The following is an 11551-nucleotide window of genomic DNA, read 5'->3' on the forward strand; positions in this document are numbered from 1 at the left end:
GATCCCTCGCTCTATTTCAACCGCGAGATGTCGCAGCTGGACTTCAACTTCCGGGTGCTGGCCCAGGCGCTGGACGAATCGGTGCCCCTGCTCGAGCGGCTGCGGTACCTGTGCATCTCCTGCACCAACCTGGACGAGTTCTTCGAGATCCGCGCCGCCACCGTGCGACACGCCCAGGACTTCGGCACGGTGCCGGTGCCGCCCGACGGCCTGGCCCCGGCGACGGTGCTCAAGCGCATCCACGAACGTGCCGCCGAACTGGTCCAGGCGCAATACAGCTGCTGGAACGAGGTGCTGCGGCCGGCGCTGGCCGAGGACGGGGTGCGCGTGCTGGGGCGCGGCCAGTGGAACCAGCGCCAGACCCGCTGGCTGCGCGCCTACTTCCGCGACGAAATCATGCCGGTGCTGTCGCCGCTGGGCCTGGACCCCGCGCACCCGTTCCCCAAGATCCTCAACAAGTCGCTCAACATCGTCGTCGTGCTCGAGGGCCGGGACGCATTCGGCCGCGTGGGCAATCTGGCCATCGTGCGCGCGCCGCGCTCGCTGCCGCGCATCATCCAGCTGCCGGAAAGGGTCTCCGGGGGCGAAAACGACTTCGTGTTCCTGTCGGCCGTGCTCTCGGAGTTCGTGCACGAGCTGTTCCCGGGGATGGAGATCAAGGGCGCCTACCAGTTCCGCGTCACCCGCAATTCCGAGCTGATCGTCGACGAGGAAGAGGTCGAGAACCTGGCCCTGGCGCTGCGCGACGAGCTGCGCGGCCGCGGTTACCTGCGCGCGATGCGGCTGGAAATCGCGGCCAACTGCCCGCAGCCGATCGTGCGCACCCTGCTGCACAACTTCGAGCTGCCCGAGAACGCGGTCTACCGGATCGACGGGCCCGTCAACCTCAACCGCGTGATCCAGGTCTACGATCTGGTGCAGCGCCCGGACCTGAAGTTTCCGCCGTTCCAGCCGCGCGTGCCCAAGCATGTCGATGCGATGTTCGACCTCGTCGCGAGCGGCGACGTGCTGCTGCACCATCCCTTCGATGCGTTCTCGCCGGTCCTCGAACTGATCAAGCAGGCGGCGGAAGATCCCAACGTGCTGGCGATCAAGCAGACCCTGTACCGCACCGGCGCCGATTCGCCGATCGTCGAGCACCTGGTGCAGGCCGCGCGCAACGGCAAGGACGTGACCGTGGTGGTCGAACTGCGCGCGCGTTTCGACGAGGAGGCCAATCTCGGCCTGGCCGACCGGCTGCAGGAGGCTGGCGTGCAGGTGGTCTACGGCGTGGTCGGCTACAAGACCCACGCCAAGATGCTGCTGGTGGTACGCCGCGAAGGACGCAAGCTGCGCCGCTACGTGCACCTGGGGACCGGCAACTACCATTCCGGCACCGCCCGCGTGTACACCGACATCGGCCTGATCAGCGCCGATCCGGACATCGGCAACGACGTGCACCTGATCTTCCAGCAACTGTCGGGGCTGGCTCCGGCCATCTCCCTCAAGCGCCTGCTGCAGTCGCCCTTCACCCTGCATGCGGGCATCCTCGAGCGCATCGCGCGCGAGGCTGCACATGCGCAGGCCGGCCGGCCGGCGCGGATCATCGCCAAGATGAACGCGCTCAACGAACCGCAGGTGATGCGCGCACTCTATGCGGCGTCGCAGGCCGGGGTGTCGATCGACCTGATCGTACGCGGCGCCTGCTCACTGCGCCCGGGGGTCCCGGGGGTGTCGGACAACATCCGCGTGCGCTCGATCGTCGGCCGCTTCCTGGAGCATCACCGGGTGTACTGGTTCGGCAATGACGGGGAACCCGAACTGCTGTGCTCGAGCGCGGACTGGCTGGAGCGCAACCTGCTGCGGCGCGTGGAAACCTGCTTCCCGATCCTCGACCCCGCGCTTGCCGCGCGTGTCAAGGAGGAGGCGCTGGACAACTACCTGGCCGACAACGTCAACGCATGGGAATTGCACGAGGACGGCATTTACCGCAAGCTTGCGCCCGACGCGAACTCCCTGCCGCATTCGGCGCAGACCTTTCTTCTTGCCAGACTCTGCGGATGATGGATGCGCTTGCCCGTGCCGGATCGTTGACCTCGCCCCTGCGCGATGGCGACATGCTGGCCGCGATCGACCTCGGCTCCAACAGCTTCCACATGGTGGTGGCCACCTATACGCTGGGCCAGCTGCGCATCGTCGACCGGCTGCGCGAGACCGTGCGCCTGGCCGAGGGCCTGGACAGCAAGGGCGGACTGGCGGTGGACGTGCGCCAGCGCGCCCTGTCCTGTCTGGCGCGTTTCGGACAGCGCATCCGCGAGATTCCGCCGCAGCGCGTGCGCGCCCTGGCGACCAATACCGTGAGACTGCTGGCCGCGCCGCAGTCCTTTCTGGTGCCCGCCGAGACCGCCCTGGGCCACGGGATCGAGGTGATCTCGGGCCGTGAGGAAGCGCGCCTGATCTATCTCGGCGTCGCCCACGCGCAGCGGCCGCGGCCTGGCAGCCTGCGGCTGGTGATCGACATCGGTGGCGGCTCGACCGAGTGCATCATCGGCCGGGGCTTCCAGGCGGTCGAACGCGAAAGCCTGCAGGTCGGCTGCATCGCGACCACGCGCCGCTTCTTCGGCAACGGCAAGCTCACGGCGAAGAAGTGGCGGGAGGCGGTGATCGAGGTGGGCGCCGAGTTCCAGCAGTTCGCCAATACCTATCGCGCGCTGGGCTGGAACGAGGTGATCGGCGCCTCGGGCACGAACAAGGCGATCGGCGAGATCTGCGCGGCGATGAAGCTGACCAAGGGCGCCGTCACCGCCGAGGCGCTGCCGCGCGTGCGCGAACGCCTGCTGCAGGCCACGCACATCGACGCGATCGACCTGCCCGGATTGTCCGCCGACCGCCGGCCGATCATCGCCGGCGGCGTGGTGGTGCTGGAGGCGGCCTTCGCGGCGTTCGGGCTGGCCCGCATGGCGGTGAGCAAGGCGGCGATGCGCGAGGGCGTGCTGTACGACATGCTCGGCCGCGGCGGCGAACACGATCCGCGCGAGGCCTCGATCCTCGCCCTCACCCAGCGCTACGGGATCGACGTGGCCCAGGCCGCGCGCGTGGAAACCACCGCGATCAGGCTGTTCGAACAGGCCGCGCCCGCCTGGAAGCTGGATTCGGACGACCTGCTGATGCTGGCCTGGGCGGCCCGGCTGCACGAGGTGGGCCTGGTCATCGCCCACAGCCAGTACCAGGTGCACGGCGCCTACGTGATCGAACACTCGGACATCGCCGGCTTCTCGCGCCAGGAGCAGCAGTTCCTCGCTGCGCTGGTACGCACGCACCGCCGCCGGGTTCCGAAGTCGGCGTTCGACGCCCTGCCCGACCGCCTGCTCGATGCGGCACGCCGCAGCGCCGCCCTGCTGCGCATCGCCGCCCTGCTGCACCGCGGACGCGATGCCGACGAGATTCCGCGCCTCGACGTGGAAGTGGACGGGTCGCGCTTGGTCCTGCGCATGGATCGCCGCTGGCTGGAGATGCGGCCCCTGCTGCGCGCGGACCTGGAGGGCGAACCGGCCGACATCGCGGCGCTCGGGGTCCGGCTCGAGATCGTGGCCGACTGAGATCGCCGCACGCGCCGCCCACCCTGCCGGTCATCGCGCCGTCATGCGCGGGCCACCGGAAAGTCATGGCGCTGCGCGAGCATGCTGCAAACGGAGGCAGCATGCATTACGCCATTGTCACCGAGACCTATCCGCCGGAAATCAACGGCGTGGCATTGACCGTGCAGTCGCTGGAACAAGGGCTTCGTGCGCGCGGGCACCGGGTTTCGCTGGTTCGGCCGCGGCAGGATCGGGAAGCCTGGGCCGACACCGGACAGACGCTGGTCCAGGGCATCGGCCTGCCCGGATATCCCGGGCTGCGGGCGGGGCTGCCGGCCGGCGGCCGGCTCGCGCGCCTCTGGCGCAGAACGCCGCCGGATGCGATCTACATCGCCACCGAAGGCCCACTGGGCTGGGCCGCCCTGCGTGCGGCGCGCAGCCTGGGGATCCGGGTCGCCACCGGATTCCACACCCGGTTCGACAGCTACATGCGCGACTATCGCCTGCCATGGATGGCGCCGGTGGCGTGGGCCTGGATGCGCCGCTTCCACAATCAGGCCGACGCGACCCTCGTCCCGACGCACGCACTGCAGCACGACCTGCGCGCACGCGGCTTCCAGCGCGTGCGCGTCCTGGCGCGGGCCGTGGACACCCGGCTGTTCGATCCGGCGCGGCGCTGCGATGCCTTGCGCGCGCGCCTGGGCGTGGCGCGGCACGCGCCGCTGGCGATCCATGTCGGTCGGCTTGCCGCGGAGAAGAACCTGACGCTCGCGCTGACCGCTTTCGACAAGCTGGCAGCCCACCGGCCCGATGCGCGCATGGTGTTCGTCGGAGACGGGCCGCTGCGCGCGCGGCTGCAGCGGGACAACCCCACCTGCGTGTTCGCCGGCAGCCTGCGCGGTACGGCGCTGGCGAGCCTGTTCGCCAGCGCCGACCTGTTCCTGTTTCCCAGCCTCAGCGAAACCTTCGGCAACGTCACCCTGGAATCGATGGCCAGCGGCGTGCCGGTGGTGGCCTACGACTACGGTGCGGCGCGCGAGCACCTGCGCGACGGGGTGCATGGCGCCGCCATCGCCTGCGGCGATGAGTCCGCCTTCGTGGCCGCAAGCGTCGCCCTCGTCCGCGACATGGATCGGCTGCGCGAGATGGGCGCGGCGGCGCGTGCCGCGGTGGCGAGCCTGTCGCCACGGCGGGTGGCCGAGGACTTCGACCACATCCTGGCCGGGCTCGGCGCCATGGGGGACCGGCATGTCGACCACGCCGCCTAGCTGGTGGTCGCAGGGCGACTCGGGCTGGTGCCTGCGGGCGAACCGGGCTGGCGCGCGACGCCGCATCCGCCGGGTTTTCGCGGTGGTGAGCCGCCTCGGCGACGGGCTGTTCTGGTACCTGCTGATGGCCGCCATGGTCGTGGTCGACGGGCTGGATGGCCTGGCCGCCAGCGCGCATCTCGCGGCGACCGGCGCGGTGTCGCTGGTGCTGTACAAGGGGCTCAAGCGCTGGACGCGCCGGCCGCGGCCGTTCGCCGCCGATCGGCGCATCCGCGCCTGGGTCGCGCCGCTGGACGAATTCAGCTTCCCCTCCGGCCACACCCTGCATGCGGTGGCGTTCAGCGTGGTGGCGCTGGCCTACTACCCCGGGCTGGCCTGGCTGCTGTTGCCGTTTACCGCGGCGGTGGCCGCCTCGCGCGTGGTGCTGGGCCTGCACTATCCGAGCGATGTGCTCGCGGCCACGGCCATCGGCGCCGGCCTGGCAGCCTTGTCGCTCGGGATCGGCGGGCCGGCCTGAGCGCGGAACCCCGCCTCAGCGCGCCGGTTCGACGCGCGCGGTGGCGAGCGCTGGCGCCGCCTGGCCGCGCCAGTCGCGATCATTGGCCACCTGCGCCTGCGCGCGCGAGGCCTCGAGCGCCGCGAGGTCGACCTCGGCGATCGCCCACCCGGCCTCGCCATGCGTGCATGCGAGCACGCCGTCGGCGGGAAAGCCGACGTCCATGGGCGCGTGGATCGCCGCTTCGCCGGTGTTGACGTCGAGTGCCGGGCTCCAGGGCGCCTCGCCGGCGGTCACCGCCTGCGCCACGAAGCAGCGGTTCTCCAGCGCGCGTGCCTGGCAGCCCACGCGCACGCGGGTGGCGCCGGCGGCGGTGTCGGTGCAGCTGGGCACCAGCAGCAGCCGCGCGCCCGCTTCGTACTGCGCGCGCACCGGCAGCGGGAACTCGATGTCGTAGCAGACCGAGAGCGCCAGCCGCGCCGTACCGGTGTCGAACACCTTGAGCGCATCGCCGCCGTCGATCAGGCCGGTGGCCTTCTCGAATCCGGTCAGTTGCAGCTTGTCCTGCCACACATGCGCTCCGCCGGGCAGCAGCAGGTCCGCGCGGTTGCGGTAGCGCCCCCCGCCGTCGTCCAGCAGGAAGGTGCCGGCAGCGATGGCCGTGCCGGTGTCGCGGGCCAGGTCGGCGAACAGCGCCAGCCAGGGCGCGCGATAGCGCTGGATCGCGGCGAGCGAGGTCGCCAGGTCGCCACGGACCTCCGGCCCGAAGGTCGCGGCCAGCTCCAGCGACAGGTACTCGGGGAGCACGGCGATCCCGACGCCCCGGGCCGCGACGTCCCCGAGCATCTGCCGCAGGCGCGCGGCGAACGCCTCGAAGCTTTCCGGCGCCTGGATCGTGTATTTCGCGGCCGCCACCTTCATGCCGCCGGCTCCAGCACCCGCGTCCAGAACGTCAGCGAATGCGCGCACTCTCCCGCGCCGGTCTCGGTCCAGCGCAGCTGCATCGAAAGCTCCGGCCGCCGGACATAGCCGCGGCGGACCCACAGCGATTCGTGACCACGGTGGCCCGGCGGCCGTCGCGGATCGTCCGCGGCGCGGTCGACCGCGGCGAACGCCGTCCAGTCGAAGCCGCCGAGCCGCCGCGCATGCGCCTCGCGCCGGTCGAAGAAGGCCTGCCCGATGCCGCGTCCACGGTAGGCCGGCAGCAGCACCGACTCGCCGAAATAGAACACCCGCGACACGTCTTCTCCCCGCGCCAGGAAGGGCGCCTGGAACGCCGATGCATCGTCGGCCAACGGCAGGCCGGTGGACGCGCCCACCACGCTTGCGCCGTCGAAAGCCAGCACGAACACACTGCGCGGCGATGCGGCATAGGCCGCCAGGTAGTCGCGCTCGTAGCCCATGTCGCCGGCGTAGAGATAGGGCCATTCGCGGAACACCGCGATGCGCAGCGCGGCGACATCGTCCAGATGTCGCCGCGCGTCGTCGCCGGTCAGGCTGCGGATGGCGAGGGATGGTTGCCCGGTCATCCGCCGATTCTAGCGCCCGGCCTCAGCCCTGCCCCGCGCCCGTGCGCGAGGACAACTGGTACCAGTCGACCTTGCGCGTCGCCACCATGATCGCCGCCAGGATGAGGAACAGCAGCCCGGCGCCAAGCACCAGCGCGTTGTCCTCCGACACCAGCAGACCGTAGAGCGCGGCGTACAGCGCCCCCAGCATCGTCGCGAAGCCGAAGCCGCGCGCGGCGCTGCGCAGTACCGAGGCCAGGTAGAAGCCGATCAGCCCGATACAGGCCACCGCCGCGCACAGATAGGCCACGCCGAACGCCAGGTGCTCGCTCAGGCTGACCAGCAGCAGGAAGAAGATCGCGATCGCCAGCCCCACCAGCGCGTACTGGATCGGATGGATGGGCAGGCGCTTGAGTAGTTCGAACATGAAGAAGCCGACGAAGGTCAGCAGCACGAACAGCAGGCCGTACTTGGTGGCACGCTCGGCCTGCAGGTAGGGATTGACCGGATCGACCAGCGAGACGCTCACGGCATCCGGCTGCGGCGACCAGGGCAGGTTCGCCGCCGCTCCGCCGGGGATCTCGGGCAGGGCCAGCGCGGGCGACTGCAGGTAGCGGCGCTGCGCGTTGCTCGCGACCGCCGCTACCTGCCAGCGCGCGCGGAAACCGCTGTCGTCGACATCGTGCTGGGGCGACACGCCCTCGAACTTCGGATGTCGCCACGACGAGGCCAGGCGCAGGTCGTTGCTGCGGCCGTAGGGCATCATCGCGAAGGTCTCGGTTCCGCGCAGTTGCAGTTCGATGCGCGTGTCGAGCCGGATGCGGCCATCATCGCCGGGCGCCTCCAGGCGCACGTGCAGGCCCGGGCCGTCCGCGTGGCCGATGCCCTGCAGCGGCGTCATGGCCACGCCGCCCACCAGCAACCGCGGCGTGCCGCGCAGGCCGCGCACGTCCGCGATGCCATAGCTCAGCCAGGGACGCCCGAGCTCGCGACGTGCGCTGCCGCCTTCCGGGGCGGGCAGGCGCAGGTCGAAGCCGGCCAGGGCCACGCCATCCCACTGGTAGACACGCACTTCGTGCAGCCCGCGCCGCCGCGTATCGGGCTGCAGGTCGCCTTCGACCGACAGGGTTTCGGGGAAGAAGGTCCAACTGCCGGCCTTGCGCTGGACCACGCGGCGCACCTGGCCATCGTCCTGCACCACATCCTCTTCCACGGTCTCCGTGTAGGGCACCACCAGCACCGGCCCGCCGAAGACCTGCTGCCCTCCGAAGTTGGCCGCGATGTCGCGCACCGCCTCCTGCCGGTAGGCCTGTCGTTCCTGGATCGTGCCGCGGATCAGTACCAGCGGCACCAGGATCGCCAGGGTCATGCCCGCCACCATCAGGATCTTCAGCCACAGTCGCATCGCACAGCCTCCGTCTCGGGGATCGGTCGGCACGATGCGCCGCGGGTGCGGGGCGACGATGGCGCGATGGTGAAGCGACGGTGAAGCGGACAGCCCGCGTCTTTCCGCGACGGACCGGGCGACCCCGGGAACGCCGCCCGTCGCCGGCTTGCCGATCAGCCGATCGGCAGGCTCACGCTGGCGACCGCGCCGTCGGCGCCGTTGCGCAGGTCCGCGTCGCCGCCGTGCAGCGCCGCGACCTCACGCACGAAGCCCAGGCCCAGGCCGCTGCTGCGCGCGCCGCTGCCGGGACGCGGCAGCGAGTAGAAGCGTTCGAACACGCGGCCGGCCGCATAGTCGGGGACGCCGGGACCCTGGTCGCGCACTTCCAGCAGCAGGCGCCCTCCGTCCACGCGCGCGACCAGGGCGACCACGCCGTCGCGGGGCGAGAAGTCGATGGCGTTGTCGAGCAGGTTGCCGAGCATCTGCCGCAGCAGGAAACGGTCGCCCTGCAGCGGCGGCAGCGGCGCCGCTGCCTGCACACCGATACGCACGCCCGCCTCGGCGGCGCGCACCGACGCATCGGCGGTCGCCTCGTCCAGCAGGGCGGCCACGTCCACCGGTTCCGGGGCCTCGATCCGCTGCCGGTGCTCGACCGCGGCCAGTGCCAGCAGCATGTCGATGGTCCGCGTCATGCGTTCGCCCTGCTCGCGGATCGTGCCGGCGAAGTGCACCCGGTCGGATGCGGGCAGCGGGCGCTCCAGCAGTTCGGCCGCCCCACGGATCGCGGTCAGCGGCGATTTCAGCTCGTGGGTCAGGCTGTGGACGTAGTTCTCCACGTACTGCTTGCCCTCCAGCCGGTCGCGCATCGTCTCCAGCGCCAGGCCGAGGTCGCGGAATTCGCCCGCCGAACGCGGCAGCGTGGCGCGCTCGCCCTCGGTCACCGCGCGCGCATAGCGCTGTAGCCCGCCCAGCTGTCGCGACAGCCACCAGGCCATCGACAGGCCGATGCTCAGCGCTGCGCCCAGCAGGACCAGGCCCCAGCGCTGCACGATGCGCTCGCTGCGGCGGATCACCGGTTCGATCGTCCGGTTGGGCTTGGACACGGTGAGCACCCCGATCACGCGCTCGCCGTCGCGGATCGGCGCGGCCACGTACATCACCGAGGACGATTCGTCGGCCGGATCGCTGCGGGTGGAGCGTGCCCCGTATTCGCCGCGCAGGGTGCGGTAGACATCGTTCCAGCGCGAGTTGTCGCGTCCCAGTTCGCGGCCGGCGGAATCGAACACCACGATGCCGGCCGCGTCGGTGACGGTGATGCGGTAGCTCACGTCGGCCTTGTCGAAATCCCAGATCCTCGCGTCCAGTTCGCGCTCGCGCAGCCTGGCGATGCGCGCGGCGAAACGGCCGTCGGCCATGCGTCCGGCCAGCATGTCGTCGGTGGCCAGTTCCGCCAGCACGTTGGCGGTATCGGCCAGCGTGTCCTCCATCGCCTGGCGCACCCCGGGCTTGACCTCCTGCACGAACACGCGCATCAGCAGGAAGCCCGCGATCGCGACGATCACGAAATAGCCCAGCAGGATGCGCAGGCCGATCTTCATGGTCGCGGCTCAGTCCACCGCCAGCGAGTAGCCCAGGCCCCGATGGGTGCGGATGGGATCGGCATCGGGCGCGATCGCGTGCAGCTTGGCGCGCAGGGTCTTGACGTGGGTATCGATGGTGCGGTCCCCGCTCTCGAGCGCATCGCCCCAGACCCGATCCATCAACTGTGCGCGGCTGAGCACAGCCCCGGGCCGCGCCAGCAGCGCGGCCAGCAGACCGTACTCGTAGCGCGTCAGGTCGAGCAGGCGTCCGCGGTAACGGATCCGCATGCCTTCGGCATCGTGGCCGAAACCCGCCTCTTCCGCAGACGTGGACGCGCCCGGCGCCGCCGGCTGCGCACGTCGCAGCACCGCGCGCACCCGCGCCACCAGCTCGCGCGGCGAGAACGGCTTGGACACGTAGTCGTCGGCGCCGAGCTCGAAGCCCAGGATGCGGTCTGCCTCGTCGTGGCGCGCGGTCAGGAAGATCACCGGCAGGTCGCGCTGCTCGCGCAGGCGTCGGCAAAGCGCGAACCCGCCCAGGTCCGGCAGCCCGACATCGAGGATCGCCAGGTCGAAGGCCTGCGCAGCCGCCTGCTGCAGCGCGTCGCCTGCGGTCAGGCAGTGCGTCGCCTCGTGGCCTTCCTCGCGCAGCGCGTACAGCACCGTGCCGGCGATGGGCGCTTCGTCTTCGACCAGGAGGATGCGGGACATGGGCAGGCGCCGCGGATCGCGAACCGGGCATCGGGATGGAATCGGGTCGAAGCGTAGCGATTTGTCGTCCGCGGCGCAGCAGCCGCACGTCCGCCTCCGCTGCGCGCGGCCCGGCAAACATTTAGGCTGTCCGGTCCCGCGCCCGGCATCCGCCCATGAACTACCGTCACGCCTTCCACGCCGGCAACCACGCCGACGTGCTCAAGCACACCGTGCTGCTCGCGCTGTGCGAGGCGCTGGCGGCCAAGCCTGCGCCCTGCTTCGCACTCGACACCCATGCCGGGCGCGGCCTGTATCGGCTGGACGGCGAGGCAGCGCGCCGTACCGGCGAGGCCGAGGCAGGCGTGGAAGCCGTGCTGGCGGGCGCCCCGGATCCGGCCCTGGCCGCCTACCGCCGCGCAGTCGAAGCCTGCCGCGCCGCCCACGGCGCCGGCGCTTACCCGGGCTCGCCCTGGCTGCTGGCGCATGCGCTGCGCGAACAGGACCGCATCGCCTGCTGCGAGTTGCAGCCCGAGGAAGCCGTGGCCCTGCGGCGCAGCCTGGCCGGGGACCCGCGCGTGGGCGTGCACCAGCGCGACGGCTACGCCGCCGTCGAGGCCCTGCTGCCGCCGCGCGCGGGCGAGGCCCGCATCGGGCGGGGACTGGTCCTCATCGATCCGCCCTACGAGGCGCAGCGCGCGGAGTTCGAACCGATCCTGGCGGCCCTGCGCTCGGGGTTGCAGCGCTGGCCGCAGGGCATGTTCGTGCTCTGGTACCCGGTCAAGCAGCGGGCGACCCTGCAGCCGTTCCTGCGTCGCGCCGCGCACCTGCCCGCGAAATCGGTGCTGGTGGCCGAACTGACGGTCCGCCCGGAGGAATCGGCGCTGCGCATGAATGGCAGCGGCCTGCTGCTGTGCAATCCACCCTGGCGATTCGAGCATGTGCTGCAGCGCCTCCTGCCGGCGCTGCAGACCGTGCTGGCGCCCGATGGCGGCTCGCACCGCCTGCAGTGGCTGCGCGAGGAGGCGGCCTGAACGGACGGCGGCGGCCCGCGGCCGCACCGCG

At 71.2% G+C, this 11551-nt stretch carries 10 protein-coding genes; 5 read left to right on the forward strand and 5 right to left on the reverse strand.

Annotation, left to right across the window (positions count from 1 at the left end):
• Positions 1–27 precede the first annotated feature (27 nt).
• The 4 genes from ppk1 (at position 28) to ACQYVW_RS03940 (ending at position 5342) form a co-directional block, all read left to right on the forward strand.
• Positions 28–2043: a polyphosphate kinase 1 gene (gene ppk1 / locus ACQYVW_RS03925; RefSeq protein ID WP_434946259.1), complete on the forward strand. Its 2016-nt coding sequence runs from the start codon at positions 28–30 to the stop codon at positions 2041–2043.
• Complete coding sequence (gene ppx / locus ACQYVW_RS03930) at positions 2043–3578, forward strand: exopolyphosphatase (protein WP_434946104.1); 1536 nt, start codon at positions 2043–2045, stop codon at positions 3576–3578. Before ppk1 ends, ppx begins: the two co-directional genes overlap by 1 nt.
• Before the next feature lie 101 nt (positions 3579–3679).
• Positions 3680–4825, forward strand: coding sequence for a glycosyltransferase family 4 protein (locus tag ACQYVW_RS03935; protein WP_434946105.1), 1146 nt, complete (start codon positions 3680–3682; stop codon positions 4823–4825).
• A complete protein-coding gene (locus tag ACQYVW_RS03940; RefSeq protein WP_434946106.1) occupies positions 4806–5342 on the forward strand; it encodes a phosphatase PAP2 family protein in 537 nt (178 codons plus the stop codon). Before ACQYVW_RS03935 ends, ACQYVW_RS03940 begins: the two co-directional genes overlap by 20 nt.
• Positions 5343–5357: 15 nt before the next feature.
• Here ACQYVW_RS03940 and ACQYVW_RS03945 read toward each other — a convergent pair whose 3' ends face one another.
• From ACQYVW_RS03945 to creB, 5 genes are all read right to left on the reverse strand, one after another.
• Positions 5358–6242 carry a carbon-nitrogen hydrolase family protein gene (locus tag ACQYVW_RS03945; RefSeq protein WP_434946107.1) on the reverse strand — a complete coding sequence of 295 codons (885 nt, stop codon included), beginning with the start codon at positions 6240–6242 and terminating at the stop codon, positions 5358–5360.
• Positions 6239–6850 carry a GNAT family N-acetyltransferase gene (locus ACQYVW_RS03950; protein ID WP_434946108.1) on the reverse strand — a complete coding sequence of 204 codons (612 nt, stop codon included), beginning with the start codon at positions 6848–6850 and terminating at the stop codon, positions 6239–6241. Before ACQYVW_RS03950 ends, ACQYVW_RS03945 begins: the two co-directional genes overlap by 4 nt.
• 22 nt (positions 6851–6872) lie before the next feature.
• Positions 6873–8234 carry a cell envelope integrity protein CreD gene (gene creD / locus ACQYVW_RS03955; RefSeq protein WP_434946109.1) on the reverse strand — a complete coding sequence of 454 codons (1362 nt, stop codon included), beginning with the start codon at positions 8232–8234 and terminating at the stop codon, positions 6873–6875.
• 155 nt (positions 8235–8389) lie between these two features.
• A complete protein-coding gene (gene creC / locus ACQYVW_RS03960; protein ID WP_434934283.1) occupies positions 8390–9814 on the reverse strand; it encodes a two-component system sensor histidine kinase CreC in 1425 nt (474 codons plus the stop codon).
• Between the two features lie 9 nt (positions 9815–9823).
• Positions 9824–10507, reverse strand: coding sequence for a two-component system response regulator CreB (gene creB, locus ACQYVW_RS03965; RefSeq protein ID WP_434934284.1), 684 nt, complete (start codon positions 10505–10507; stop codon positions 9824–9826).
• A 155-nt stretch (positions 10508–10662) separates the two neighbouring features.
• Between creB and ACQYVW_RS03970 the strand changes: the two genes are divergently transcribed.
• On the forward strand, positions 10663–11520 hold the full coding sequence (locus tag ACQYVW_RS03970) for a 23S rRNA (adenine(2030)-N(6))-methyltransferase RlmJ (RefSeq protein ID WP_434946110.1): 858 nt from the start codon (positions 10663–10665) through the stop codon (positions 11518–11520).
• Positions 11521–11551 lie beyond the last annotated feature (31 nt).

This window comes from Luteimonas campi, from assembly GCF_051162505.1.
Lineage (GTDB): Bacteria > Pseudomonadota > Gammaproteobacteria > Xanthomonadales > Xanthomonadaceae > Luteimonas.

Excerpts from the sequence above, each read along its gene's own strand:
- ACQYVW_RS03935 (WP_434946105.1), top strand. The coding sequence starts at position 3,680 with ATGCATTACGCCATTGTCACCGAGACCTATCCGCCGGAAATCAACGGC.
- ACQYVW_RS03945 (WP_434946107.1), bottom strand. The coding sequence starts at position 6,242 with ATGAAGGTGGCGGCCGCGAAATACACGATCCAGGCGCCGGAAAGCTTC.
- ppx (WP_434946104.1), top strand. The coding sequence starts at position 2,043 with ATGGATGCGCTTGCCCGTGCCGGATCGTTGACCTCGCCCCTGCGCGAT.
- creD (WP_434946109.1), bottom strand. The coding sequence starts at position 8,234 with ATGCGACTGTGGCTGAAGATCCTGATGGTGGCGGGCATGACCCTGGCG.
- ACQYVW_RS03950 (WP_434946108.1), bottom strand. The coding sequence starts at position 6,850 with ATGACCGGGCAACCATCCCTCGCCATCCGCAGCCTGACCGGCGACGAC.
- ppk1 (WP_434946259.1), top strand. The coding sequence starts at position 28 with ATGTCGCAGCTGGACTTCAACTTCCGGGTGCTGGCCCAGGCGCTGGAC.
- ACQYVW_RS03940 (WP_434946106.1), top strand. The coding sequence starts at position 4,806 with ATGTCGACCACGCCGCCTAGCTGGTGGTCGCAGGGCGACTCGGGCTGG.
- creB (WP_434934284.1), bottom strand. The coding sequence starts at position 10,507 with ATGTCCCGCATCCTCCTGGTCGAAGACGAAGCGCCCATCGCCGGCACG.
- ACQYVW_RS03970 (WP_434946110.1), top strand. The coding sequence starts at position 10,663 with ATGAACTACCGTCACGCCTTCCACGCCGGCAACCACGCCGACGTGCTC.
- creC (WP_434934283.1), bottom strand. The coding sequence starts at position 9,814 with ATGAAGATCGGCCTGCGCATCCTGCTGGGCTATTTCGTGATCGTCGCG.